Here is a 25,050-nt window from a genome sequence, read left to right as displayed (position 1 = left end):
TGAATTATAAAGGGTAACCAGCCTCAACGTCAAGACCATTTTCAGAATTTTTTATTTTTTAACAGAAGCTGTAATCGCCTCGTTAAATTGAGAAACGATATCTTCCCCATCCTCGATACCTAACGATATGCGCACCACATGGGTGTTGATGCCGAGTTTTTCCTGTGCTTCTTTCGGAAGGGCACGATGAGAGGTTCCAAGCGGATAGGAAACCGTTGTTTCCACTCCTGCCAGGGACGGAATGATCTTGATCCATCCAAGGGACTTGAAGAATGTGCTGATGTCGCAGCTGGCATCGAGTTCGATGGTGACAATCGCGCCATTTCCTTTTTCGGATAAATCAGTTGGATAATAGACCCTCTTCACCTGCTCATTTGTGCGCAGTTCATCTGCAAGGATTCCCGCGTTCTGAGCCTGTGTCCCGAGCCGGAGTGCCAATGTTTTCGCCCCTCGGCATGTGAGCCAAGCTTCAAATGGACTTAAGTTGGAACCGATGTTGACGACCTTTTCCCTTGCCTTTTTCACAAGCTCTTCTTTTCCGACCACGACTCCTGCTGTGATATCGCTATGCCCGCCGATATACTTCGTAGCGCTGTGAGCGACCAAATCGACCCCTTCGAGGAAGGGCTGACGCAGAAATGGAGTGGCGAATGTATTGTCGATCATCGTTTTCAGATTGTACTTTTCGGCAAGAGCTACCATTCTAGCAATATCCTCTACTCGCATAAATGGATTGGTCACCGTCTCACTGTAGAGAAGTTTCGTCTCGGGAGTGAGGGCTTCCTCGATTTCTTCCTCACTCGTAAAATCAACGAATGATGTGGAAATGCCGAATGATTTCAGCTCTTCTTTCAGCATGTGGAAAGTGCCTCCGTATAAATCCTCCGCTGCGATAATATGGTCTCCCGCCTGGACAACGGAAAGGATTCCGACGAGGATCGCCGACAAGCCGGAAGACGTGGCGACACCCGCAGGCGCTCCTTCAAGATCTGCTACCATCTTCCCAAGCTCATCCGTGTTGGGATTGCCCGTTCTTGAATAGAGATAAGGGGATTTCCCCTCATAGAAACCCTCAAGCTCCTCCAGAGACGCAAAAGAAAAAGCAGACGTCTGGTAGATCGGTGTTGTCTTACTGCGGATTTCCTCTGTTCCTTTCAACTGACTATGTACGACCTTGGTGGTGAATTTCATTTCCCTGTCATCCTTCCTGAATCTATGTATTTTTAAAAGTGTATCATATTCAGAAGATTGTGAGGAGTATGAGGTTCTGGATAAAGAAAAAGAACCCGTCGCATTAGTGCAACAGGTTCTAATCGTCAGACGTTTTCTAAACACCCGATCAGGCGTTTTTCTATATCCGACGCCAACCGCTTCAATTCATCGTTATCCACCATTTCAATCAGCTTGCTCGGCTTTGCCATACCGATCTTCGTCGTTCCCTCTTCGGTATATACCGTCACTTTACAAGGCAGGAAATAACTGACGAGCATGCTTTCTTCCAGTACCTTTTTCGCTTCGTGGGGGTTACATACTTCCAGGACAACGACTTCTTCGTTAAAATCCAGCCCTTTATCCTGAAGCTTGGCGGCCAGGTCAAGATTCCACAGAACCCCGAAGCTTTCTTCTTTCAAGGCTGCCTCTACTGCGGATACCGCATCCTTCACAGTCATTGAAACGTCTTTTGTGTAGTGGAACATATGGATCCTCCTTTTTGAATCATGTTTAATTATACCTCACAGCGTATGTATTGAAACGTACTGTCAGAGGTCCGTCCCTCCCATTATTCCATCCCTCTGACCATTTTACCCATCATTTCTTCGTTCATGGGGCCGACGATTTTGTGCTGGATGAGGCCGTTTGTGTCGATCATGTAAGTGGTTGGGATCGTGAATGCCCGGTATTCGTCACCGATATCTCCTTTTTCATCCATGAGAATAGGGAAGGTGAGTTCGTAGCCGTCGACAAATTGCTGGACTGCCTTCTCCCCATCATCCTGTGAGGTCAAGTTGACGGCAAGGATTTCGACATTTTCTTTTTTCGCGTTTTTTTCATAATACTGTTCCATATGGGGCATTTCCGCTTTACACGGCGGGCACCAGGTGGCCCAGAAATTCAGGATCACTTTCTTACCCTTATAGTCGGAGAGCTTGACTTCTTCACCATCTAAAGTGGTCAAGGCAAAGTCCGGTGCACGATCCCCTTTAGTGAGTCCCAGCTTGGCATCAGACAGATCCATGGACTCTTTGGCCAACTGTTCAGCCTCTTCCCTTGCCTTTTTTTCCTGTTGATCCTGAAACAAATTCACCAGGAATATCCCGATCAGCAGGGCAACGATCGCCAGAGCAAAATTTCGTTTATTCAATGTTCGTTTTCCACCTTCCGTTGAAAAAAGATAAGGTAAACCATCACGGTGAGATACGTCCAGGTGACAGTGTTAAACACAAAGCCTCCATGAATGGATTGGTATAGCAATTGAAGAAAGGTGAACACAGTCACTAACTGTACGGCCCAGATATCGCGGTCATTTTCCTTTTTCAATAAAAATAAGATAAGTGTACCATTGATGATAAATTGGAATACCCCTGCAAGAACATCAAATTGGAGCAAATGAACGACAAGTTCAAAGAAAACGACCGTGCACATCCAGGCAATGACCAGGTGAGACGTCCTATCCGCCCTTTTAACGAATATGTATAAAAGCACTGTCAGCAAGCCTAACCAATACCCCCACCTGCCACCATTGAAATAAAGGATCGTAATGGGATGTTCGATGACATTTTGAAAATCAACGACAATGACACTCAGCTTCCAGATGATCAAAAAGTAAAAAATACCATTTGAATACCAGTCGCTAGCCTTCCGATTCCAGAAGTAGAGGAAAAGAAATGTCAAAATGAACGAGGCGATGATCGCTCCCCAGGTAGATGGGAAAGTAAAGGAGCCTATGGTGTACCATCTTTCATCCATTCGATTCTACACCTTTCATAGCGGTTTCTTCCAACTGGATCATTCCGATTCCTCTGTCCGAACATACCCTGTTATGTATTAAGTATCTTTAAATTCCACTCATTAATCAAGTGATTTACTCATAGTGTATCCCTTAGTGTAATGATTACAGACAGCGAGAGTGCTCTTGTTCCGGCAAAAAAGGATCCCTCTCTGAAGGATCCTTTCATATACGACATGAAAAATATGTTCCCCCTGGGAAGGGATCTAAATCTTAAGCTGCTCTCAACCCTTCCAGGATGAGCATGAAGTATTTGACGGTATCTCCACCGCGTTCATTGATGATGTCAATGTCTACTAATATCCTCTCGACTTCTTCAGCACCTATCCGGTCTATCAACATATCACTAATATCTTCTGCAGTATAATCTTTTACATATGTAAATCTTAACGCTGTGCGGTTTCTTCGGCAAAAGCTTCGCAGCTGCCTTTTTATATCACTTAATTCCAACTTCATCACCCTTATAGCAGATTCAAATCACACTGAAACGAACATACAATCAAAAAATGCCCACCAAAAAGGCAGGCTTAAATGAGTACTAGATTTACGTTCGAATTAGTATTCATTGTATCCATTGTTTTCGGTAACCCGGCGATCATTATTTTAAAAAAATAGAAGACCCGTGGTTTTGCGTCCTAATTTTTCAATTAGTTTGCCTTTTTCGAAAATTTACATGAGTATAATAGTCATTATACTAGAAAAAAGAAGTGATGAAAACACTATTCCGTAATATTCATCCGATTTAAGAAGAATACAAGAATCGTTCATCTACAATAGTAATTAATAAAGTCCCCGCCTTAATCGAAGCGGGGACTAGTTTATTAAAAGTTAATATATTGACGTGGGTTTACAGCATTAGCATGCGATGCACTCCATGAACCTCTGTATAGTTCAAAGTGTAAATGCTGTCCGAATGAGTATCCTGTGTTACCCATGTAACCGATTTGGTCACCTTTATTTACTGCTTGTCCAGTGCTCACTAGTGAAGAAGACATATGAGCATACACAGTGGTATACATTTGACCGTTGATAGAGTGCGTGATGTACACTACGTTACCATAGCTTGAGCTATAGTGACTCTTAATGACATAACCATCTGCTGCTGCAGAGATTGGAACACTTCCTCGTGCCGCAATGTCTGTACCATAGTGGAAACGGCTCTCACCGTTTAACGTATCCCAGCCGAAGTTTGTTGTGATCGTTCCGGATGCTGGCGCCGTCCATGCTCCTGCACTTACAGGTGCACTTGGGGCTGCTGCCGGAGCTGCTGCTGCAGATGCAGATCCACCGCTGCTGCTTGATGTCGCCTGTTTTTGTGCTGCTGCACGCTTCGCTGCTTCTGCTTCCGCCTGGCGCTTCCGTTCGATTTCCCGCTGGCGGGCTAATTCCGCAAGACGTGCTTGTTCAGCCTGGATTTCACCTTCAAGCTGATGCTCCATTTTTGAAAGTTCATCTGATTCTTTCTCAAGATCGGCTTTTTCTACTTTTAATGATGCCTGTTGAGCTTCAAGCTGTTTGAATAGTTCAGCTTTTTTAGCCTTTTGACTATTAAGGTCTTGTTTTAAAGATTCAAGATTTGCTTTGGAAGACTCAAGATCCGCAAGCTCTTTTTCTACTTCCGCTTGCTTCTTCTCTAATTCCTCTTGATCACGTTTTTGTTCGTCCATGATCTTTTTGTCTGCACTTACAATTGTATTCACTGCTGTAACACGGTTGACGAAGTCACCGAAGCTCTCCGCTCCAAGAATTACATCAAAATAATTGGCAGAGCCGCCTTTTTCCTGAATGGCGCGAGCACGTTCCTTCAAAAGTTCATTACGCTCTTCAATCTTTTTCTTTAACTCTTCAATATCCGCTTTAAGCTTATTGATTTTTGCCGTTGTTTCATCAATCTCTTTTGTTTTTTCTACAATCTTCGTTTCTGTATCTTTTAATTTCGTACTGATTTCAGCAATCTGTGATTCGATATCTTTTTGTTTACTGATGGTTTGATCAATTTGAGATTCTTTCTCATTGATCTTACCGTGGACCTCTTCTTTTTTAGATGAAACATCGTCCTGCTGTTTCTTTAAGTCCTCCACGGAGGAGTTAGCGCTAGCAGTGGTTGCTAACGTTGGTAGACTTCCGATTGTTAATGCTGCTGCAATAGATAATGAAATGAAATACTTCTTGTTCAAGCGGCATGCTCCTTTCAGCTTCTATCAACCTATCAAATTTTACACTTTTAAGAACTTACGAACAGACATAAAGCTTCCCCAAGCTCCGATCAGGCAACCCATTAATAGAATCAATCCGTTTACTTGATAGATAAAGGGGGTAAAATCTAATATCTGAATAAAATTGTTTTGTAGTTTTGGTTTAATAAATCCATAGGCATAGTAATAACCAGTTGTTACAAGAGCGATCGGGATAATAGAACCTAAAATTCCAAGCCATAAACCTTCTAATATGAACGGCCAGCGTACAAACCAGTTGGTTGCACCCACGAGTTTCATTATCTCGATTTCCCTTCTTCTGGCGACAATGGTAATTTTGATTGTATTTGAAATGAGGAACATCGCCGTGAACAACAGACCGATGATCAACACAAGTCCAACATTCCGACTCATTTCCAGTACATTGAATAATTTTTCAATCTTTGCTTCACCGTAAAGGGCTTCATTGACCCCATCAAATTTGCTGATTTGGCCAGCGATTTTCCCGGTGTCCCTTGGATTGTCTGCTTTTACAATAAACACATCATATAATGGGTTATCTTGTTCAAATAACCTGAAATCGTCTCCCAGATCCTTTACGAGGTTCTGAAGTTCTTCTTCTTTGGAAGAATACTCAACTGATTCCACACCGCTTATATTTTGTATCTTCTTTTCTATTTGATCAGTTTGGGATTTTTCAGTACCAATTTCGAGTAAGACCCGTACTTCGACGTCTTTTTCAATATCGGTTGCTACCTTGTTCATGTTTAGCATTAAGACGATGAATACACCAACAAGTAGTAAAGTCACGGTAACGGCACTCACTGATGCGAATGTCATCCAGCCGTTACGGCCAATGCTTTTGAAGCTTTCTCTAAAGTGACGGCCATACGTTCTAGCTTTCATAACCGTAATCACCTCGCTGTTCGTCCCGGACAATACGGCCATTTTCAATGGCGATTACCCGATGCTTGATCGTATTCACGATTTCCCGGTTATGCGTAGCCATGATCACCGTGGTTCCACGGTTACTGATTTCTTCAAATATGTTCATGATATCCCATGATGTTTCGGGATCAAGGTTTCCTGTAGGTTCATCCGCAATCACAAGCTTCGGAGTGTTCACAATGGATCGAGCAATCGATACACGCTGTTGTTCCCCACCGGAAAGCTCATTCGGCAGCATTCTTGCTTTATGTTTTAACCCTACCAGGTCCAGTACTTCCATGACTCTTTTCTTGATCTGCTTTGGATGTTCTTCTATCACTTCAAGTGCGAAGGCAATGTTTTCATAGATTGTCAGCGATGGTAGCAGCTTGAAATCCTGAAAAACAACCCCAACGTTTCTTCTTAAGTATGGAACTCTACTATTTTTCAGTTTTGCGAGATTGATACCATTTACAACGATATCTCCTTTGGAAGGACGTTCTTCGCGATACATCATTTTAATAAAAGTAGACTTCCCGGCACCACTAGGCCCCACAACATAAACAAACTCGCCTTGCTTAATGTGGACGTTAAAGCCATTAGCAGCCATGACACCATTGTTGTACTGCTTGTAAACGTCTTTCATTTCTATCATTTTAAAATCACCTAATTTGTATTATGTAGTTACCCTCTTGGCTGTTATCGACATATGTACACGGCACGTAACCAAAGTCGTCTTTATCACCTTTAGACAAAAATTGGTGAAAAACCTCGAATTACGCTTCCGAAAATTATTATAACATCTCTTTATAGTAAGTTAAGGAAAAAAATTATTACATTTACATTTCAGAACCTGAAAAAATGTGAATTTATTACCTGTTTTGTTGTCGATTTTACCTATGTTCCGTTAATTTCATAGTTATATATACCTAGTAACTGGTACTAATACCACATCCTTATGTATAGGGATACCATTATCCTAAACGCTTAGAAGACGGTAACCTGATTAAGTTACTAGGTTATAATTCTGTTTGTTGGATGAAATATCAATTAAGGGATTTCCTGCGAAAAAGTTCTGTAACAAAGACTTAAAGAAGAATTGAAAAAGTTCTGTGGATATCTATTAAGAGGATGGTTTGTCCTTAAAACAACAGTCTCGATTGGGGAACTTTAAGCAAATCTCGGCAAAAGAAAAGAAGAACCCATTGGATTCTTCTCCCGATCTTATTTCTTTTTCGATAACCATTCAGCCACTGCGTCGGCTTCCTCACCCTCAATGAGTCCAGGAGGCATTTGGCCTTTACCATTTTTGATCGTTTCACGGATTTCATCTTTGCTTAGTTCTGCCCCGATATTTTTAAGGGCCGGCCCCATTCCGCCTTCAAGGTTCCCACCATGACAGCTGGTGCACTTATTATTTACGATTTTTTCAGGGTCTACTCCGCCAGAGCTTGTTTCTGTACTGTCGCCGCCGTTACCATCGCAGGCTGCAAGTACCAATGAAGCGCCAAAAAGAACACCTAGCAGCTTTTTCTTCATGTATTATCCCCCTAGGAAAACATATTTCAGAGTCACGGATCGATTGTCAGGTCCGTCCCTCTCTTACATAATTATACCAAGTTTAAACCCGTTTGAAACCTTCCCCCAAGACTTCCGAAGCGTCCATTGTTACGACGAATGCTGAGGGGTCAATGGTTTTGACCAGTTGTTTCAGTTTTGTGAATTCTGTCTGGTCCACGACACACATGAGGATCGGGCGCTCATCATCCGTATAACCACCGTATGCTGATAGTTTTGTCACTCCACGGTCGATTTTATTCAAAATTCCTTCACGAACTTCTTCCTGGCGATTGGTAATGATCAGCGCCATTTTGGATCTGCTTATACCAACCTGGACGAGATCGATGGTTTTACTTGTTACATACAAACCGATCAAAGCATATAATCCACGTTCGATATCGTAGACGATGGCTGCAGAAAGGACGATCATCCCGTCTATCATTGCCACACAAGTTCCTAGTGACAGCCCGGTGAATTTGTTGACGATCTGGGCAGCAAGGTCCGTCCCTCCCGTAGAAGCTCTTCCACGAAATACGATCCCCAATCCAAGTCCTACCCCGATACCCCCGAAAAGGGCTCCAAGCAGGGGATCTTCCGTCCAGGGTTTCCAGTCTTCGGTCAAGAATACGACTAGTGGTAAAAACACCGTACCGATGGCTGTCTTGACTCCGAATTGAAGACCCAGGAAGATCAGTCCTGCAATGAATAATGGTATATTGAATGCCCACTGAACATATGCGGGCTTCCAGTCAAACAGTCCATTCAAAATCGTCGATATCCCGCTTACTCCTCCTGAAGCGACCTCATTCGGCAGCAAGAACACATTGAACGCAATGGCCACAATCGTTGATCCGAACACAACAAACAAATACTCTAACAACTTCTCTTTCCGTGGATTAATTTCCTGCTCACGACGCCTTTCCTTCAAACCCATCCAGTACGACTCCTTTAACCTATGTATTAATAGTATGAGTACAAACCCTTTCTTTGATGCACCACTCCCTCAGGGACGGACCTCCAAAGGGGCACGTCATGATTGTGAAGAAGTATACATATGCATCCAAAAAAAGCAGCACTTCTATTTTCATAAACCTGTGATGAAGAAGAAGATTTAAAGGGTGATTCATCCATCAAACCCTTCTGTATCAACCTTTGAGAGTATAGCATGGGCGCATAAAGGTGTAAATAACAGTTCAATACCGTGTTAAAGCATTAATGAGGTGAGGTTCGAGGGACGGACCTTGGCTGGGGTGAAACAGTGCCTCTATTGTGCCGATTTGAGGTCCGTCCCTAAAAAAAATGACCTCGCCAGTGGTTGGCGGGGTCATTTTTTAAGTGTTACTTTATTTTGGATCGCAGGTAGGCGTTGATGAATGGGTCGATGTCGCCGTCCATGACGCCTTGTACGTTTCCTGATTCTGTGTTGGTTCTGTGGTCTTTGACCATGGAGTATGGGTGGAATACGTAGGAACGGATTTGGCTGCCCCATCCGATTTCCTTTTGCTCTCCACGGATTTCAGCAAGTTCCTGCTCCTGCTCTTCGATCCGCTTCTGATAGAGCTTCGCTTTCAGCATTTTCATTGCTGACTCACGGTTCTTGATTTGAGAACGCTCTGATTGACACGTTACGACGACATTGGTCGGTAAGTGAGTGATACGGACAGCTGAGTCGGTCGTATTGATATGCTGTCCACCGGCTCCGCTTGCACGGTACGTATCGATTTTCAGATCTTCCGTACGGATATCGATTTCGATTTCTTCATTGAATTCAGGCATGACTTCACACGACACGAAGGATGTGTGACGACGGCCGGACGAATCGAACGGTGAAATACGAACAAGTCGGTGTACGCCCTTTTCAGCTTTCAGGTAGCCGTATGCGTTGTGACCTTTTATCGCTAACGTTACACTCTTGATGCCCGCTTCATCCCCTGGTAGGTAATCAAGTGTTTCCACCTTGAATCCGCGTTTCTCACCCCACCGGGTGTACATGCGGAGAAGCATGGAACCCCAATCCTGGGACTCGGTTCCGCCTGCACCGGGATGCAGTTCAAGGATGGCGTTGTTTTTGTCATGCTCTTCACTTAGAAGAAGCTGCAGCTCGTAGTCATTTAAACGTTTGACCAAGTCAGCAAGCTCTTCTTCCAGGTCTTTTTGAAGTTCTTCGTCCGGTTCTTCTTTGACCAGCTCAAGGGTCAGTTCGAGGTTCTCTTGGGATTCAAACAATGATTTGTATTCATTGACAAGTTCCTTCAAGCCGTTTCCTTCATTGATCAGTCCCTGTGCTGTTTGCTGGTCATCCCAGAAGTCGGGTTGGACCATGATTTCGTCAAGTTCCTGGATTCTGGCCTCTTTGTTTTCTAAGTCAAAGAGACCCCCTGAAGTCCGCTAATGTCTTAGCTGATTTTTCTAACTCTGCTCTGATTTCTGATAGTTCCATGTGTGGTCACCTCTATAGTTATTTGGGTTGATGTTTTGTAAAAGTCATTTTGGAGTTTATATTAGACAGTGGTGTGATTTCCGCTGCAGGTGCTCGCTTTCCGCGGGGCGTGAGTTGAGCCTCCTCGGGCTTTGCCCTGCGGGGTCTCAACTTTCCCGCTTTTCCCGCAGGAGTCGAGCACCTTCCGCTCCAATCAATTTTGCTTTTAAAAATCCATCCAATAATGAACAAGCACTAATAGTGCCAGTTACTCCATCTTAATCATAAAAACGGAAAAGTACCTGGGACTTATTTTAGCAAAATAAGTCCCAGGTATCATCTCATTTCTTTTCTTTATCCGGTTATGCCGTGGCAGTGTTTGTATTTTTTGCCGCTTCCGCATGGGCATGGGTCGTTTCGTCCGATGTCTGCTTGTTTGCGGACTGGTTGTTTTTTTGCTTTTGCTCCGTCTTCTTTCGGATTGACCGCTTGGCCTTTGGCCACTTCCTGGCGTTCCAGGTTGTTGCGGATTTCCGCTTTCATGACGTATTTAGCCGCGTCTTCTTCGATGGCGAGTACCATGCTTTCGAACATGGCGTAGCCTTCATGCTGGTATTCACGCAGTGGATCGTTTTGTCCGTATGCACGGAGGTGAATACCCTGGCGAAGTTGATCCATGGCATCGATGTGATCGATCCATTTCGTATCAACGGCGCGAAGCAGGATGACCTTTTCAAACTCGCGCATCTGTTCCGGCGTCAGCTGCTCTTCTTTTTCATTGTAGCGATGCTGTACATCTTCAAAGATGAGAGCCATCATTTCATCGGCTTCTTTTCCACGAAGGTCGTCGACCGTCACGTCATTTTCCGGTAGAAGGTTGGCATTGACGTAATCAACAATACCTTGAAGATTCCAATTTTCCATCTCTTCTTCTGCCGTATGAGCCGCTACCTGGCGTTCGATGACTGATTTGATCATACCTTCAACGATATCTCGAAGATTTTCAGAGTCGATGACTTCATTACGCTGTTTGTAGATGATTTCACGCTGTTGACGCAGGACATCATCATATTGAAGAAGCTGCTTACGAGCGTCGAAGTTGTTTCCTTCCACTCGTTTTTGTGCGGATTCGACAGCACGGCTGACCATTTTACTTTGGATCGGCTGGGAATCGTCCATTCCAAGGCGTTCCATCATGCTCTTCATGTTGTCAGAGCCGAACCTTCTCATCAATTCATCTTCCATTGAAAGATAGAATTGAGTCACACCAGGGTCCCCTTGACGTCCGGAACGTCCACGAAGCTGATTATCAATACGTCTTGATTCGTGACGCTCTGTACCAATGACGGCAAGACCGCCAAGATCGATGACGCCTTCGCCAAGCTTGATATCCGTACCACGACCGGCCATATTCGTGGCAATCGTGACGGCACCAGGCTGACCCGCTTCTAAAATGATTTCGGCTTCACGGCCATGGTTTTTCGCATTCAACACGTTATGGCGTACGCCTTTTTTCGTGAGGAGCTTAGAGATCAATTCTGACGTTTCAACGGCCACCGTACCGACAAGAACAGGCTGTCCTTTATCGTTTCGTTCTTTAATGTCTTCCACTACAGCGTTGAACTTTCCTTCGATAGACGCGTAAATTAAATCGGCGCGGTCATCACGAACGATCGGTCTATTCGTCGGGATGACAATAACGTTCATATTGTAGATATTACGGAACTCTTCCTCCTCCGTCTTCGCTGTACCCGTCATACCGGACAGCTTTTCGTACATACGGAAGTAGTTCTGGAATGTGATCGTTGCCATGGTCATGCTTTCGTTCTGAATTTCAAGACCTTCTTTTGCTTCAATCGATTGGTGAAGTCCGTCACTGTAACGGCGACCTTTCATCAGGCGGCCCGTGAAGGAATCAACGATGACGATTTCGCCTTCCTGGACCACATAATCCACATCACGGTGCATACTTACGTGTGCTTTCAACGCCTGGTTGATATGATGGTTCAGGGTTACGTGTGAAATATCGAACAGGTTATCAATATGGAAGGCTCTTTCTACCTTGCTGATTCCGTCTTCCGTTAATTGAACACCTTTTGTTTTTTCATCATATGTGTAATCTTCTTCTTTTTTCAGGGTACGTACGACCGCGTTCGCCTGGATATAAAGCTGAGGCGTGCGTTGGGCGTTACCTGAAATGATCAATGGTGTACGTGCTTCATCGATCAAAATGGAGTCAACCTCATCGATTACGGCAAAATGAAGGCTGCGCTGAACCATTTGATCTTTGTACAGGACCATGTTGTCACGAAGGTAATCGAATCCAAATTCGTTATTCGTACCGTATGTGATATCCGCGCTATAAGCTTCGCGCTTTTCATCCTTAGACATAGAGTTGAGATTGAGCCCTACAGTCAATCCTAGGAAATTGTACAGTTTCCCCATTTCCTCGGCATCACGGCTGGCCAGATAATCATTGACCGTGATGACGTGAACGCCTTTTCCTGTGATGGCATTCAAGTAAACAGGCATCGTCGCCGTCAGGGTTTTACCTTCACCGGTTTTCATCTCGGAGATGTTCCCGCCGTGAAGGGAGATACCACCCATGAGCTGAACGCGGTACGGATATAAACCAAGAACGCGGCGGGCCGCTTCCCGTACGACTGCGAATGCTTCAACGAGCATGTCCTCCAGGTCTTCACCCTTTTGATAGCGCTCTTTGAAACGCTCCGTTCTTTCACGGATCTCATCATCCGTCAAACGCTCCATATCAGGACCTAATTCTTCTATTTGATCGGCCAGTTTCTCCAGCCTCTTTAATTCTCTTTTATTCGCATCGAACACTTTATTTAATAGACCAAGCATGTATAAACGCTCCTTTATCTGTGTTGGAATGAGAGCCAAACGTCACCAGTATAACGAAAGTAAATGAGATTACCATGAGAAATATGTGAATTTCCTGTAAAAAACAAGGATAATCACTCCACATCACTCTACTTAAAATTCGCTACTAAAACCAATTATCCTCCCACACAAACACGATATTTTCCCTATCAATCTTACCACTATCCCATATCGGTTACAACTTAAGGCTTTGAGGGACGGACCTCCCTATTGCTGCCCTTTGGAGAATGGAATGCTTTCATATCAAGCTTCCTTTCCATATTGGTCATGATTTGGGAGGTCCGTCCCTCAAAAAAAGCCGCCTTTATCAGACGACTTTTGTAGGATGTGTATTGAGTTTGGTTTAGGCGTTCGTTGTTTTCAGCAGTTCGTAGACGGTGTCCTGGTAGCTTTCCCAGATTTGCTTGCTTCGTCTTGAGATGCTGTTGGCAGAGACATCGAAGTATTCGGCGAGTTCTTTTTGAACGTGGCGGATACTGATTTCGTCGATGTTTTTCGCCATGTCGACCATAGCCCCCGAATAGATTTTCGGGTTGCGGATCGTTGGACGTTCTGTGTAGAAGTATTTTTCCAATACGGCTACGAGCAGTTCACTTTCTTTCTTATCTTCCCCTTTTTCAGTCAGGAAGGTTTGAAGTGAAGTGATTGCTTCATTGTATTCCGGCGTCTTCCAGATTTCGACGCCTTCAATGGAGTCTGCAAAATCCTCATCAGAATCATTCGTTGCATCAGATTCACCAGACGCTTTACTCGTTGCCGCTGATTTTCCAGCCTTCTTCTTCTCCGCGCTATAAAGGACGAATCCGACATCCGCAATTTCAAGGTACTGCCCTGATAAGTAATCATGTAGAGTTTCAAACTCACCCTGTTCGAAACGGATCTTCACTAACTCCATCGCCGCTTTTTCAATCGCTGGATAAATGAAGTATTGAGCAAACGGAAGATATTTCTCCCCGTTCGGCAATAATAATCCCAGGAAGAAGCTGTTCTCTTCAAGCTTACCGAATTTTTCCGTTACGATAAGCGTATCCCCCGTGATTGCTTCCCCGACTCGCAGCGTGTTGTCATCAAGCTTCTCTACCGTACCCGCTGTCACCCGTACATTTTTCCATGACTCCAATACCTCAGCTGTCTGTGGTCGAGTCACCGTGCTCAGCTGCTTATCCACAAATCGTTCGATCAAACGAACACCGTCAGCATCCTTCTGAGTGGCTCCGTACCAGCTGACAAATGCCATTTCATAAATGTCGGGATCTGCCTGCATCAAATCCATTTTGGACAGATAGTGATGGTATGATTCTTCCATCTCGGCAGACTGTGCCGTAGCGATGAAGTCATACAGCTGTGCCTGTAGCACATCCAGTTCCTGACTTACCAGCGTATCTATATTCACAACGTTTTCACAGCATTTCTTATATTTCTTTCCACTGCCACAAGGGCATGGTTCATTTCTTCCGACTGTACTCATGTTTGTATTTACCTCCAACTTCTCTGAGTCCCGTACACAAAGGTTCATTATATAACATTTCAGGCAAGCATTAAACTGTTTTAGGACAAGAAAAAAGAACCAATCACTTTCCGACTGGTTCTTTTTACAATTATCTTCCTTGATTTTTCATATAATCCAAGACATCCAAATCGATATAATTCTCTTCCTGCTCACGCATTTCAAAGTTTTCTGTGTGGAGGTAGTCTTTCAAATTTTGATAGAGGGACTGCTTTTCTTTTGCATAGCCAAGACGGGTGAGTTCCCGCTCCACTTCATCGTGAATCTCACCTTCAAGTAGTACCACCCTGCCGACGGCTGATTCTTTGAAGTAGAGCTGATGTAGTTGATAGATTCTCTTTAGTTCTTGAATAGGAGCGGCGTGATCATCCACCCTGAGGTCAATATAGCGATCGTTGAATCCGTCGTATCCACCGTTCTCCTTTACAACTAAAAGGGCAGCGGACTGCATACCGCGGGAATCACCGCCTGCTTCCTGGCCGGCATCGAGGGCGTGGAGCAGTCTTTCAGCCAAAGACCCAGTGGTGGACTCAAAAGTATCCGCCATCGCCTTCACGGTTTGATCATCTACTAAAATATTCCCCTGAGCTGCAAAATGCTTACCAGTCTGTCCACCTGCCCAGTCATAGCACCCTTCACCGGTAAAAGTGGCGGGGTTGCCACACGCATCGATCAATCCCACCTGGCGCAATGGGCGCTCCGGATCATCCCTTGTGATAATATCAAGTGCCTCTTCCGCCGTCTTGCCTTCCTCCATCAGTTGAAGCGCATGGGGGCCGTAAGAAGTGTTGGCGTAAGACTGAGTCGCCACAGCCCCGACTCCAGCTTTCGCAAACGGCACAACCGAACCAACACCGAGGAACTTGGATTGGACCGCAATCCCCCATTCCTTTTCTTCCGGGTCATAACCTACAATGGAATACGTCATGGTGAAATCCTCCTTTAGATTAAAGCGTCAGGATTCAATCCTTTTAGCTCTTCTACTACAAATAACCCATCTTTGCGAATTAAAACATCATCGAAGTAAATTTCTCCGCCGCCGTATTCAGGGCGCTGGATGCACACCATATCCCAATGGACATTGGAACGGTTTCCGTTGTCTGCCTGTTCATACGCTTGTCCCGGTGTGAAGTGAAAGCTTCCGTTGATCTTCTCATCAAATAAAATATCCAGCATCGGCTCATTGATCTTCGGATTCACCCCAAGGGCAAACTCTCCGATAAAGCGGGCACCTTCATCTGTATCCAGAATATCGTTCAGTTCCTTCGTTTTATCAGCCGTCGCCTTCACAATCTTCCCGTCCTCAAACGTCAAAGAGACATTGTTAAAAGAAAAACCTCGATACAAAGTTGGCGTATTATACGTAATCGTCCCATTCACGCTATCCTTTACAGGAGCCGTATACACTTCCCCATCAGGAATATTCCGCTCTCCAAAACACATGACAGACGAAATATCTTTGATGGAAAACGTAAGGTCCGTCCCTTCACCTGTTATGCGTACCTTGTCCGTCTTGTCCATCAGTTCTTTCAGTGGTTTCTGGGCTTCTTCCATCTGCTTGTAGTCGACTGTGCAAACTTCCATTAAATAATCGAAAAACGTCTCATAGCTCATTTTCGCTTTTTGAGCGAGTGCGAAGTTTGGATAGTTTAAAAGAACCCATTTCTTATTTTGGATGAGATAATCATTGGATTCTTTCATATGGGGCATAAGTTCCTGCCATTGTACAGCAGGGACTTCGCTCATCTCCGCGTCGTTTGCATCGCTGGCAATATGGATAAAGGCATCCAGGTCTTCATACTGTTGCATATTCCATTTATTTCGAATAATGATTTGCTCCGGCTTAGCCTGACTGACCATGATTCGGCTCAATTCAAGGTCGCTTAATTCAAAATATGGAATGACTCCCATTTCATATGATTTTTTCAGAAGCTCCTTAATCAGGGGTTGCGTGGAATGTTCCCCAGTGATCATAAGCTTTTCCCCTTCTTTGACTTTTAATGAATGAGTCAGCAGCACGTCCGCTAACTTCTCTAATCGTGGATCTCTCATTTGATTTCCCCCTCATTTTTGTCTACCTTCAAACTTCGACAAAAAATGGTAAAATCCTCCTATAAATAAAAAATCCTGCAGTCAAAACGACTACAGGATTTCGATGATGTATTTAGTTTGTTTCAATTAAGCCATACTTACCGTCACGACGCTTGTACACAATGTTCGTTGCATTCGTCTCTGCGTCAGTGAAGATGAAGAATGTGTGACCCAGCATATTCATCTGCAAGATCGCTTCTTCGCTGTCCATCGGCTTAAGATTGAACTGTTTTGTTCTTACTACTTCCGCATCGTCATCTTCCTCCAATTCAACGGCAGCTGCACCGTTAGGAGAAACATGATTTAGATCTTCCTGAGCCGCGAAGAATTCCTTCGGGCTACCCTTTTCACGCATTTTACGGTTCACTCTGGTCTTATGTTTGCGAATTTGACGCTCCAATTTATCTACTATCAGATCAATGGCCGCATACATATCTGCGTTGCGTTCCTCTGCACGTAGAACTAATTGCGGCATTGGAATAGTCACTTCAGTTTTCGTATTTTTATCAGGATACACTTTCAAATTAACATGTACATTTGCATCAGGAGTTTCATTAAAGTAACGGTCTAACTTGCCAATCTTCTTCTCCACATGTTCGCGAATCGCTGGAGTTACCTCAATGTTCTCGCCTCGAATGTTGTAGTTCAACATGTAAACTCCTCCTTTTAAAAATAAAGCTATGTTTATATATTCTCCATTCCCTTCATTAATCCTTCTTAAACTTTCTAAATTTTTTGTCAATTTTTCGTGAAGTTTGTAAGGTGGTGTCGAAAAGGTTGATGTGACGGGAGTGGAGAGTGTTTAAGAGTGAGGTGGTTTTGTTGATATGTAGAGAGCACCTTTCACTCTTTATAGTATTATTTTCTCACTTCTTTTTTGGATTAAACGTTGGGAATTTGAAGGATTTGTGAATGGTATGGGGCGAAAATGTGAAGGGATTTTGGAGAGAGCTTAAGGTAGGTACAGCTATTAAACATCCACATCCCTCTCCCTAAAACTCCACCAACACAATCCACCAAACCCAACCAAATAAACCACAATTACCCCAACCGAAAACCAAAACGTCATCCCCTCAAACGGCGGAGTCCCAAAGAAATACTGTTGCAAATCAGCATTCGCAAACAGCAGATACCTCCCCCACTCCATACCAAGCTCGTTCATCAAAACCAAAAATGTCCCGGCAGAAAAGGTCAGAAAGATCGTAGAACCTATCGCAAACGAACTGCTTCTCGTCACGACGGAAAAGGTAAAAGCGAAGGAACAAATCACCATCATTTCTATGAATCTCAGTACGTAAGCTCCTGCCACAATAAAAAAGTTCTCGTTCAAATCAAAGAAACTATCATAAAACCATAGTGAACCGAGCACGGCGGAAAATAAGAAGTGAGAGGCTGTTAAAACAGTGGCGATGACTACCACGGTTATGTATTTCGAAAGTAAAACTTTCACGCGATTAATAGGTCGGATTAGCAGCAGCTTAATGGTGCCTGACGAAAATTCACTTGAAACGATATCCCCGGCAATGATCAGAGTGAAGAGTTGAATGATCATAAGGAGGTTAGAGCTGATTCGCATGTACTCCCAAAATGAAAATTGGATGCCGTCGAATAGCAGATAGACAAAAAGGGACGCGATGGAATTGATGAACACGATGAGCCCCAGTGAAATCCACATACGTGGTCTGGAGACTTGTTTTATGAGTTCATTGGTGATTAAATTCATCATGTTTCTTCATCCATTCTGAACTTGATTGGCCAGTCTCTTCGGTGCAGCAATCAAATAACCCTCACGAATCAATCCTTCAATGGCTCGCCAGCCCGCTTCCTCTATCCCAACCAGCACCCAGCCATGTCTCCCTATGTACGGTGCTTTGATATAGCCTGGTTGTTCGAGGAGGATTTCCTGAGTGGCGGGGAGTGTTTTCATCGATAAGGTATCCCCTATGATGACAAATGGTTTGTCCTTCACGCGGAAAGATATGTGTCCGAACCCATCTATATGTTCATGAACTTCCGGATAGAGAAGGCATAGTCTTCTAATCTCATCTATTTCAGTAGTTTTCATACCGGCGTCCTCCACCATTTTTCTATTATTATAGCATGAGAGGATTTGGAAAAAGAAATAAGCCTCGGGGATTCGAGGCTTATTGTGTTAGATAGGGTTTTAGTTTTATTTCAATCGATGCTTTCCAGGCAGAAAAGGCTGGGGAGAGATTTTCTTGTACAATACTTTGCTTAATCTCGTTGTTGACTAACTGTCCGTCCAATTTCCATGCCTGATCTGTCACGTTATCAAATCCGGTTAAAGCTTTCTGAATGCCATCCTCATCAAAAAGTTCTTTTAACAAGGGATTGCTTTCTGAAATCTGCCCTATAGCCATGAAGACATCGGATAGGACCTGGTCCCCTTCTGTTTTGCTTAAATCCGTGAAGCTTGCTTCCACATAGTTCAGTGCTTCTTCGATTGTATCGAGCATCCCGACGTATTGGCTGACCAATTCGTACTGTTTTTCGTCTAGTTTCGTTCTCAAAGAATCACCTATTTCTTTTTATCGTAGAACATTCCATCGTATTGTAAGGACTCGTATGGATTTGAATATTTTTGCACTGATGTTTTTTTCCTGGTCAATCCGTTCATGTCCCGTTTGATTTCCAAACGCAATTGAGCCAGTTGCCGATCAATCTGCCCGTTCCAAGCAATCATTTGCTTACCAAGCTCCTGTTCCTCCAAAGTATACGGAGGCTTGATGGTGCCAAGTACGCTCTGCCTTTTTTCTAAAAGGGATTCCACTTCCTCAATCGTGGCTTCCCTGTTTTCATCATTCACCTGTTCCAACGCTTCTTTCAATTGCTTCGTGATGGTATAGCACAGAAGAACCGAGCTCATTACGCTAGTCCACCTCGACCGGCATGCTGTTTCTGACGGTTCAATTGAATCACTTCTTTCCACGTGTCGCGGAAGTCTGTGATGAGTTCCTCTACTTCTTCTAAAATCGACGCGTCACTCTTAATATTTGCTTCCGTTAAGCGACGGTTGATGTAGTCGTATAGTGACATAAGGTTTTGCGAGACTTCAAGATCCGTGTTCAACGTCACCATCAGCTCATTCACAATGGCTTGAGTCTTTTGGATATTGGTATTTTTCAATTCAATATTCTTTTCTTCAATCGCTTTTTTCGCGATATGTATAAACTTCAGGCTTCCATTATAGAGCATAAGGGTGAGTTCACCTGGTGATGCGGTGTTGACCGAGTTGTTCTGGTATGCTGCATACGGGTTGTTGATGGCCATAGTGACACTCCTTTAGGTATGATTAGCCGCCGAATTGGTTCATGAGGAACATGGATTGTTCATTGGAACGCTGGATGGCTTTTTCCATGGCGGTGAATTGGCGCCAGTAGCGGTCTTCGACTTGGATCAGCCGGTCCTCGAACCGGTCCATCTGACTGTCCATGTTATTTAGTAAACGGCCAAGAGTAAATGTATTATTGGTGCTCGAAGCTTTCCCTGCTTTTTGCTCAATGCTATCCATTGTATTCTTCAACGTATCACGCAAACGACGGGCGATCCCTTGCTCATTTGACGTCGCACCATCTTTAGCAAATATCTCATAGATCGCATTCGGGTCTTTGGAAATCGCTTCTTTCAGCTTGTTTTCATCAATAATCAGCTTCCCACGATCAAGGTAGTTACTTGATGTTTTGATACCGATCTGGGCCAGTTGGTCAAAGCCTGATGTCCCACCAGAGATTGGTGTGTACATGTCGGATCGCATTTTGTTCAACCCAGAAGTTAGAACGGAATCGTTTCTCAGCGTACCGCTACGTGACTTCTCTTCCCATAGTTCGATTTCTTTTTCTTCCATTGACTCTTTTTGTTCAGCAGTCAATGGCTGGAAATCACGGTATTTCTTTTCATTTACTTCACCGTTTACTTTTTCAATGAGTTTGTTGTATTCGTCGACGAATTTGACGAGTTTTTCTAGGATTTTATCGGTGTCGGGTTGTGAAGCAAACGTTACATTTGTATTAGAGGCATTCTTCAAGGTCAATTCAAAACCATTGATGGTAAAGGTGTTGGATGAACGTTCAGTTGCCATTCCGTTGTATGTAAACTTGGCATTTTCTCCGATAGAACCTCTATTATTCGTAAGAGCAGTATCATTGTCTGCATCGAGGTTTAAATGCGCAGTAAATAAATCCCCTTGCAGTTCTATTTCCGGACCGGTGGAATTGCTGCCCGTGTTCTTGCTCATTACAGACATTTGCTTCGTGTGTTGATCGTAAAACATGGTTACGCCGGTTTGAGTATTAATCTTCGCAATCAGACTGTCTAACGTCTCATCTTCAGCATTGAATTTAATTTCGGTAAAATCAGCCGCCATCGTTCCGTCTGCTTTGATTGCCTTCACTTTGATACTTTGCTCTCCAGTCATTCCGAACGACTCACTCAATTTTTTCTTCGGATCAAATGCTCCCCCGTCAGACTGAGTAATAGCTGAACTGTACATAGTAGCAGCAGTAGCCAACTTCTCAACTTTTAATGTTCCGGTGAAATCCGTAGTTGAATTGATGTTTTTAACCGAAACTTCATTCGGATCTGAGACCGTCACTGTTTTCTGTGTATACGTCCCCTGCTTCATCACCCCATCAAAAATAAGATTGCTAAAATCAAACATCATCTTATTCATATCCCGGTAGTCATCACGCTGCCATTCAAGGTATTGTTTCTTTTGTTCCAATTTATCTAAAGGAATTCGTTCAGCCTTCATTAAGTCCTTTATGATTTGATCCGTGTCCATACCACTGGCAAGACCACCAATTCGCATATCAGCCATATGTATCTCCTTCCGTTAAACCTTCTTATCGACCATTAACCCAACAAATTCCGTCATCGCGGCATGCATATCGAGAACCCTCTTTGCCGGTATTTCTTTCACTATTTCCTGTGTCCGATCATCCACAATCGTCACATAGTATTCTTTCAATTTATCATGAAATTCAAATTTGAGGTGTGTATTCGAAGAGGACATAAACTCATTCATCCCATGAACGACATCTTCCATTTTTTCTTTGGTGACAGGTTCTTTGGTTGTGGTTTCTTCATGGTGTCGTTCCTGCGCTTGAATTTGTTTCACTTCTTCGCTTGTTCCATTCTCTAATCTAGTAAATGATTGCACTCCTGAAACTCCGCCTGTCACTTTATCAATCATCGTTTGATCCTCCTGAGGGTTATATGGGTTATATCGGTGGTTGGTGGGGAAAGTTTAGGTTAATGGTCTTTATTTTGTTATTGTAGCTTCTTCTTCGAGTAGACATAAAAATTCTATAAAAGATACTTGAGATGATAGTTTTAATAAAGTGGTTTTAAAGATAAGGAGATCGCGAATACCATACCCAGAAGCTACTGATCAGTAGTGTATAAATTGCGCGAATTACTAATGGTGTTATTGGAATCATTGATGACAAGGGAAAAAGAGACCCTAGGAAGCCTAGAGTCTCTCGTAAACAATTTAAAATTAACGAAGAAGTTGTAAAACTCCTTGAGGTTGTTGGTTCGCTTGCTTTGCGACTATGTCTTTCAATCATAGAATAGACTATATCTTCATCCATGTTTTCATGGAGCTGGGCACTTCGAACAGCTTTTGCTGCCCTACGAGATTCATAGTCATAGCTTCCGCCTTAGACCGTTTTCTCTAGTCGTTGAACCTTCTCCAGAGTTTCCTCCCAGGAGCTTGGCTGCTGATTATCCATTGTTCATCTCTATCATTTTCAAACCATTCCGCCTACCGTTTCCAGTTACGTTGTGGTTGATAAAGCTTTAGGAAGTTCCAGCAATTCACCCAGTTATACTCCAGTTCGTTACCAAACTGGACGCCCTCTAATCAAATTACCTTAAAAGTTGTAAAACTCCTTGAGGCATTTGATTGGATTGAGCCAACATTGCTTGTGCTGCTTGAGAAAGAATAGAATTCTTCGTTTGGTTCATCATTTCTTTCGCCATCGTGCGAACATTTACTTTCATAAATGACCAGACTATATCTTCACCCTCTATAAGTAGTAGGGGTTGGGCACTTCGGATTCACAATACTGTTGACCATTGTTTCACCTACGGATTTCATCATCATAGCTTGCGCCTTAGATGGTCTACCCTAGTCGTTGAACCTTCTCCACTCTTTCAAGACAGGAGCTTGGCTGCTGATTGCCCAATCTTTTCTTTTGTTAAAGCCATCACGCTTGTCGTTTCCAACTACGTTGTGGCAAGAAAAGCTCTAAGGGGTTTCCAGCAATTCACCCAATTATGATCTCTAGCCGTTACCAGCCAGGACGACTGTGCTTGTAACTGCTTAGGCAGCTAAAGCATAATCTACGTCACGGATACGTGATTCCGCTGCAGTTAGGTTTTCAGATGACGTTCCTAAGTTGTTGATTGTGTGATCTAAGCGGTTTTGGTATGCTCCTAGTTTTGAGCGCTCTGCTGAAACACTTTGTATAGCTTTATCCAGAGCATCTATTGCATCCGATGCACCTTTTACAGAAGTTACATCAATATTGGAAATACCAAGTGATTGTGCACCCATGTCATTCATAGTGATATTCATCGTTTGACCAGAATTTGATCCAATTTGAAGCGATAATGCTCCCCCAACATCAATAGTAGTGGAACCAGCCTCTAATGCTTTAAAAGTTAAACCTTTTCCATCACCAGTTTTTAAGGTTACTGTATTGTCACTAATAACCATGTCACCAGTAATATCAGTAGAATCCGGATCTGTTAACGTTCCAATAACAGCATTAGTTCCACTTTCAGCTGCTGCAGTAGTGTTCCAGGCGTCACTTGCGCTTATAATATTATCTCCATCTGCTGAAATTGAAAGAGAAGCGTCACTACCTACATCATCTGATTTAATAGTAAAAGTTCCACTTTCAATAGAAGCTGTTACTCCACCAATCGAATTAATTTTTTCCATCACATCTTGTACTGTATCTGTAGCAGCTACATTTACATCTGTACCATTAATAGTAAGTGTTCCTGAACCATTTACAGTATCTGTAGCAGCAACTGCCCCAACAGTGGCATCACTCGCAGCAGTTGCGAGGGAAGTTACGGAAACATTGTATGTTCCTGTTTGAGTATCACTAGAACTATTTGCACTACCAACTACAGAACCATCTCCAACTTTAAGACCGCTAGAACCATCTAGTAGCTTTTTAGTATTAAACTCAGTAGTTTCTGCAACTCTATTTACTTCTTGATTTAATTGGTCAATTTCCTTTTGGATTTCAGCTCGATCATCTGAGGTATTGGTATCATTTGAAGCTTGAACTGATAATTCACGCATCCTTTGTAGAATAGAATGAGTCTCGTTTAGTGCTCCTTCTGCAGTTTGAATCATTGAGATTCCATCTTGTGCGTTTTTGGATGCCATATCCAACCCACGAATTTGACCACGCATCTTTTCAGAGATAGCCAAACCAGCTGCGTCATCTCCAGCACGGTTGATACGAAGACCAGAAGACAACTTCTCCATAGATTTAGATTGAGCACCTGAAGCACTGTTCAACTTATTGTAAGTATTCAACGCCGCAATATTATGATTAATTCTCATAACAATAATTTCCTCCTTGAAAGTAAGTCCACATCCATGTGAACTATATCATTTTTTAGTTAGCAACAAGTCACAAAGGTCGGCCGCCCTTCTCCTCATTGCTTACAATAGTATTATCGGTCGTTTTGACTAGTGTTTAATAGTTCAAGAAAAATAATTAATCATTTTTTGGCAAAAGGTTAAAGAGATTGTCGATTCCTTTGGAAGCTTCGGTGTTTTCATCTTGAATCGAGAGGTAGACTTCTTTCCGATGGATATCCACGTTCTTTGGGGCATTGATCCCGAGTTTCACCTGATCCCCTTTTACAGAAATGACGGTTAACTCAATGTCATCTCCAATCTGAATACTTTCTCCCGTTTTCCTTGTCAGTACTAGCATACCCTCATCCCTTCTTTCCTGCAGGCTGTGCAAAGATCAGGTGCTTTGTTTGGTAGTCTGTGTTGGTTAGGATGACTTGCTTGGCTTTACGGTTTGCCAAATTGATAATGATTGGAGCTTGTAAATTTGCCGTTGATTCATGGAGTGTTTCGCGCACAGTCAAAATAGAAAGCACCTGTACTTCTTTTTCCGCAGGATGTTCGAGTAACTCCACACTCGCCTGATCCAATTCAAGGTCATATTCTTTATAGAACATAAATGGATCCGTTACGACAAACCCAAGCTGAGGCGTCTTCACCGATTGCAATATATGAAACCACTCACTTTCCGGAAGGAGCAATAATACAAATTGCTTTTCTTCCCCAAATCCGGGGATTCCGTGTTCAAATGTCAGAATGTCTTCTGACTTCACTTGTATTTCTCCATGGTATTTCGTATTGATTTTCATCCGC

The 25,050-nt window shown here is 43.3% G+C and carries 26 protein-coding genes, 1 pseudogene and 1 riboswitch; all 27 genes and pseudogenes read right to left on the bottom strand.

Features of this window, described 5'->3' with window-relative positions; all coding sequences use genetic code 11:
• Positions 1 to 51 precede the first annotated feature (51 nt).
• Positions 52 to 1,191 (bottom strand): trans-sulfuration enzyme family protein, encoded by a 1,140-nt coding sequence (locus tag V8G47_RS09225; protein ID WP_336199850.1) that lies wholly within the window; start codon positions 1,189 to 1,191, stop codon positions 52 to 54.
• A 125-nt stretch (positions 1,192 to 1,316) separates the two neighbouring features.
• Complete coding sequence (locus V8G47_RS09220; protein WP_336199849.1) at positions 1,317 to 1,697, bottom strand: DUF302 domain-containing protein; 381 nt, start codon at positions 1,695 to 1,697, stop codon at positions 1,317 to 1,319.
• A gap of 83 nt (positions 1,698 to 1,780) precedes the next feature.
• The gene (locus V8G47_RS09215; RefSeq protein ID WP_336199848.1) at positions 1,781 to 2,362 is read right to left on the bottom strand and encodes a redoxin domain-containing protein; all 582 of its coding nucleotides are present in this window, start codon (positions 2,360 to 2,362) and stop codon (positions 1,781 to 1,783) included.
• Entirely contained in the window at positions 2,359 to 2,967 is a 609-nt protein-coding gene (locus V8G47_RS09210) for a hypothetical protein (protein WP_336199847.1), read from the bottom strand. Before V8G47_RS09210 ends, V8G47_RS09215 begins: the two co-directional genes overlap by 4 nt.
• A gap of 253 nt (positions 2,968 to 3,220) precedes the next feature.
• Entirely contained in the window at positions 3,221 to 3,457 is a 237-nt protein-coding gene (locus V8G47_RS09205; RefSeq protein ID WP_336199846.1) for a hypothetical protein, read from the bottom strand.
• A 129-nt stretch (positions 3,458 to 3,586) separates the two neighbouring features.
• Positions 3,587 to 3,674, bottom strand: a riboswitch (cyclic di-GMP riboswitch).
• Between the two features lie 154 nt (positions 3,675 to 3,828).
• The gene (locus V8G47_RS09200) at positions 3,829 to 5,184 is read right to left on the bottom strand and encodes a murein hydrolase activator EnvC family protein (protein WP_336199845.1); all 1,356 of its coding nucleotides are present in this window, start codon (positions 5,182 to 5,184) and stop codon (positions 3,829 to 3,831) included.
• Between the two features lie 39 nt (positions 5,185 to 5,223).
• Positions 5,224 to 6,108, bottom strand: coding sequence for a permease-like cell division protein FtsX (ftsX, locus tag V8G47_RS09195; RefSeq protein ID WP_336199844.1), 885 nt, complete (start codon positions 6,106 to 6,108; stop codon positions 5,224 to 5,226).
• Positions 6,098 to 6,784, bottom strand: coding sequence for a cell division ATP-binding protein FtsE (gene ftsE, locus V8G47_RS09190; protein ID WP_336199843.1), 687 nt, complete (start codon positions 6,782 to 6,784; stop codon positions 6,098 to 6,100). The genes ftsX and ftsE overlap by 11 nt, the downstream gene beginning before the upstream one ends.
• Before the next feature lie 569 nt (positions 6,785 to 7,353).
• Positions 7,354 to 7,668: a cytochrome c551 gene (cccB, locus tag V8G47_RS09185; RefSeq protein ID WP_336199842.1), complete on the bottom strand. Its 315-nt coding sequence runs from the start codon at positions 7,666 to 7,668 to the stop codon at positions 7,354 to 7,356.
• Positions 7,669 to 7,750: 82 nt separating this feature from the next.
• On the bottom strand, positions 7,751 to 8,623 hold the full coding sequence (locus V8G47_RS09180) for a YitT family protein (protein ID WP_336199841.1): 873 nt from the start codon (positions 8,621 to 8,623) through the stop codon (positions 7,751 to 7,753).
• A 404-nt stretch (positions 8,624 to 9,027) separates the two neighbouring features.
• Positions 9,028 to 10,129, bottom strand: a protein-coding gene (gene prfB, locus V8G47_RS09175; RefSeq protein ID WP_336199840.1) for a peptide chain release factor 2 whose coding sequence is annotated in 2 segments (ribosomal slippage) — positions 9,028 to 10,056 and positions 10,058 to 10,129 — 1,101 coding nt in all. Because the reading frame shifts where the segments join, the coding sequence is not laid out codon by codon here.
• Positions 10,130 to 10,462: 333 nt separating this feature from the next.
• A complete protein-coding gene (secA, locus tag V8G47_RS09170) occupies positions 10,463 to 12,973 on the bottom strand; it encodes a preprotein translocase subunit SecA (RefSeq protein ID WP_336199839.1) in 2,511 nt (836 codons plus the stop codon).
• 382 nt (positions 12,974 to 13,355) lie between these two features.
• A complete protein-coding gene (locus V8G47_RS09165) occupies positions 13,356 to 14,480 on the bottom strand; it encodes a YecA family protein (RefSeq protein ID WP_336199838.1) in 1,125 nt (374 codons plus the stop codon).
• A 130-nt stretch (positions 14,481 to 14,610) separates the two neighbouring features.
• Positions 14,611 to 15,447, bottom strand: coding sequence for a DUF1028 domain-containing protein (locus V8G47_RS09160; RefSeq protein ID WP_336199837.1), 837 nt, complete (start codon positions 15,445 to 15,447; stop codon positions 14,611 to 14,613).
• Positions 15,448 to 15,461: 14 nt separating this feature from the next.
• Positions 15,462 to 16,571 (bottom strand): aminopeptidase, encoded by a 1,110-nt coding sequence (locus tag V8G47_RS09155; protein WP_336199836.1) that lies wholly within the window; start codon positions 16,569 to 16,571, stop codon positions 15,462 to 15,464.
• A 112-nt stretch (positions 16,572 to 16,683) separates the two neighbouring features.
• Entirely contained in the window at positions 16,684 to 17,262 is a 579-nt protein-coding gene (hpf, locus tag V8G47_RS09150; RefSeq protein ID WP_034764401.1) for a ribosome hibernation-promoting factor, HPF/YfiA family, read from the bottom strand.
• A gap of 318 nt (positions 17,263 to 17,580) precedes the next feature.
• The gene (locus V8G47_RS09145; RefSeq protein ID WP_336199835.1) at positions 17,581 to 18,336 is read right to left on the bottom strand and encodes an ABC transporter permease; all 756 of its coding nucleotides are present in this window, start codon (positions 18,334 to 18,336) and stop codon (positions 17,581 to 17,583) included.
• 6 nt (positions 18,337 to 18,342) lie between these two features.
• On the bottom strand, positions 18,343 to 18,675 hold the full coding sequence (locus V8G47_RS09140; RefSeq protein WP_336199834.1) for an MmcQ/YjbR family DNA-binding protein: 333 nt from the start codon (positions 18,673 to 18,675) through the stop codon (positions 18,343 to 18,345).
• A 79-nt stretch (positions 18,676 to 18,754) separates the two neighbouring features.
• Complete coding sequence (locus V8G47_RS09135) at positions 18,755 to 19,141, bottom strand: hypothetical protein (RefSeq protein ID WP_336199833.1); 387 nt, start codon at positions 19,139 to 19,141, stop codon at positions 18,755 to 18,757.
• An 8-nt stretch (positions 19,142 to 19,149) separates the two neighbouring features.
• Positions 19,150 to 19,497: a flagellar protein FliT gene (locus V8G47_RS09130; RefSeq protein WP_336199832.1), complete on the bottom strand. Its 348-nt coding sequence runs from the start codon at positions 19,495 to 19,497 to the stop codon at positions 19,150 to 19,152.
• Positions 19,497 to 19,901 carry a flagellar export chaperone FliS gene (fliS, locus tag V8G47_RS09125; protein WP_336199831.1) on the bottom strand — a complete coding sequence of 135 codons (405 nt, stop codon included), beginning with the start codon at positions 19,899 to 19,901 and terminating at the stop codon, positions 19,497 to 19,499. Before fliS ends, V8G47_RS09130 begins: the two co-directional genes overlap by 1 nt.
• A 22-nt stretch (positions 19,902 to 19,923) precedes the next feature.
• Positions 19,924 to 21,447, bottom strand: a complete 1,524-nt coding sequence (locus tag V8G47_RS09120; RefSeq protein WP_336199830.1) for a flagellar hook-associated protein 2 — start codon at positions 21,445 to 21,447, stop codon at positions 19,924 to 19,926.
• A 15-nt stretch (positions 21,448 to 21,462) separates the two neighbouring features.
• On the bottom strand, positions 21,463 to 21,822 hold the full coding sequence (gene flaG / locus V8G47_RS09115; RefSeq protein ID WP_336199829.1) for a flagellar protein FlaG: 360 nt from the start codon (positions 21,820 to 21,822) through the stop codon (positions 21,463 to 21,465).
• Between the two features lie 677 nt (positions 21,823 to 22,499).
• Positions 22,500 to 22,616, bottom strand: a pseudogene (locus V8G47_RS09110) (flagellin); the annotation flags it as partial.
• A 340-nt stretch (positions 22,617 to 22,956) separates the two neighbouring features.
• A complete protein-coding gene (locus V8G47_RS09105) occupies positions 22,957 to 24,219 on the bottom strand; it encodes a flagellin N-terminal helical domain-containing protein (RefSeq protein ID WP_336199828.1) in 1,263 nt (420 codons plus the stop codon).
• 157 nt (positions 24,220 to 24,376) lie between these two features.
• Positions 24,377 to 24,598 (bottom strand): carbon storage regulator CsrA, encoded by a 222-nt coding sequence (gene csrA / locus V8G47_RS09100; protein ID WP_061810737.1) that lies wholly within the window; start codon positions 24,596 to 24,598, stop codon positions 24,377 to 24,379.
• Positions 24,599 to 24,602: 4 nt separating this feature from the next.
• Positions 24,603 to 25,046 carry a flagellar assembly protein FliW gene (gene fliW / locus V8G47_RS09095; protein WP_336199911.1) on the bottom strand — a complete coding sequence of 148 codons (444 nt, stop codon included), beginning with the start codon at positions 25,044 to 25,046 and terminating at the stop codon, positions 24,603 to 24,605.
• Positions 25,047 to 25,050 lie beyond the last annotated feature (4 nt).

Origin of the sequence: Rossellomorea sp. LJF3 (assembly GCF_037046045.1) — a bacterium.
Taxonomy (GTDB): Bacteria; Bacillota; Bacilli; order Bacillales; family Bacillaceae_B; genus Rossellomorea.
Note: the sequence above shows the minus strand (reverse complement) of the source record. Positions and strands in the feature narration are given on the sequence as shown.

What these genes read in the sequence shown, in the direction of transcription:
- V8G47_RS09225 (WP_336199850.1), bottom strand. Translation starts at nt 1,191, where the DNA reads ATGAAATTCACCACCAAGGTCGTACATAGTCAGTTGAAAGGAACAGAG.
- V8G47_RS09220 (WP_336199849.1), bottom strand. Translation starts at nt 1,697, where the DNA reads ATGTTCCACTACACAAAAGACGTTTCAATGACTGTGAAGGATGCGGTA.
- V8G47_RS09210 (WP_336199847.1), bottom strand. Translation starts at nt 2,967, where the DNA reads ATGGATGAAAGATGGTACACCATAGGCTCCTTTACTTTCCCATCTACC.
- ftsX (WP_336199844.1), bottom strand. Translation starts at nt 6,108, where the DNA reads ATGAAAGCTAGAACGTATGGCCGTCACTTTAGAGAAAGCTTCAAAAGC.
- ftsE (WP_336199843.1), bottom strand. Translation starts at nt 6,784, where the DNA reads ATGATAGAAATGAAAGACGTTTACAAGCAGTACAACAATGGTGTCATG.
- cccB (WP_336199842.1), bottom strand. Translation starts at nt 7,668, where the DNA reads ATGAAGAAAAAGCTGCTAGGTGTTCTTTTTGGCGCTTCATTGGTACTT.
- V8G47_RS09180 (WP_336199841.1), bottom strand. Translation starts at nt 8,623, where the DNA reads ATGGGTTTGAAGGAAAGGCGTCGTGAGCAGGAAATTAATCCACGGAAA.
- secA (WP_336199839.1), bottom strand. Translation starts at nt 12,973, where the DNA reads ATGCTTGGTCTATTAAATAAAGTGTTCGATGCGAATAAAAGAGAATTA.
- V8G47_RS09165 (WP_336199838.1), bottom strand. Translation starts at nt 14,480, where the DNA reads ATGAGTACAGTCGGAAGAAATGAACCATGCCCTTGTGGCAGTGGAAAG.
- V8G47_RS09160 (WP_336199837.1), bottom strand. Translation starts at nt 15,447, where the DNA reads ATGACGTATTCCATTGTAGGTTATGACCCGGAAGAAAAGGAATGGGGG.
- V8G47_RS09155 (WP_336199836.1), bottom strand. Translation starts at nt 16,571, where the DNA reads ATGAGAGATCCACGATTAGAGAAGTTAGCGGACGTGCTGCTGACTCAT.
- hpf (WP_034764401.1), bottom strand. Translation starts at nt 17,262, where the DNA reads ATGTTGAACTACAACATTCGAGGCGAGAACATTGAGGTAACTCCAGCG.
- V8G47_RS09145 (WP_336199835.1), bottom strand. Translation starts at nt 18,336, where the DNA reads ATGATGAATTTAATCACCAATGAACTCATAAAACAAGTCTCCAGACCA.
- V8G47_RS09140 (WP_336199834.1), bottom strand. Translation starts at nt 18,675, where the DNA reads ATGAAAACTACTGAAATAGATGAGATTAGAAGACTATGCCTTCTCTAT.
- V8G47_RS09130 (WP_336199832.1), bottom strand. Translation starts at nt 19,497, where the DNA reads ATGAGCTCGGTTCTTCTGTGCTATACCATCACGAAGCAATTGAAAGAA.
- fliS (WP_336199831.1), bottom strand. Translation starts at nt 19,901, where the DNA reads ATGGCCATCAACAACCCGTATGCAGCATACCAGAACAACTCGGTCAAC.
- V8G47_RS09120 (WP_336199830.1), bottom strand. Translation starts at nt 21,447, where the DNA reads ATGGCTGATATGCGAATTGGTGGTCTTGCCAGTGGTATGGACACGGAT.
- flaG (WP_336199829.1), bottom strand. Translation starts at nt 21,822, where the DNA reads ATGATTGATAAAGTGACAGGCGGAGTTTCAGGAGTGCAATCATTTACT.
- V8G47_RS09105 (WP_336199828.1), bottom strand. Translation starts at nt 24,219, where the DNA reads ATGAGAATTAATCATAATATTGCGGCGTTGAATACTTACAATAAGTTG.
- csrA (WP_061810737.1), bottom strand. Translation starts at nt 24,598, where the DNA reads ATGCTAGTACTGACAAGGAAAACGGGAGAAAGTATTCAGATTGGAGAT.
- fliW (WP_336199911.1), bottom strand. Translation starts at nt 25,046, where the DNA reads ATGAAAATCAATACGAAATACCATGGAGAAATACAAGTGAAGTCAGAA.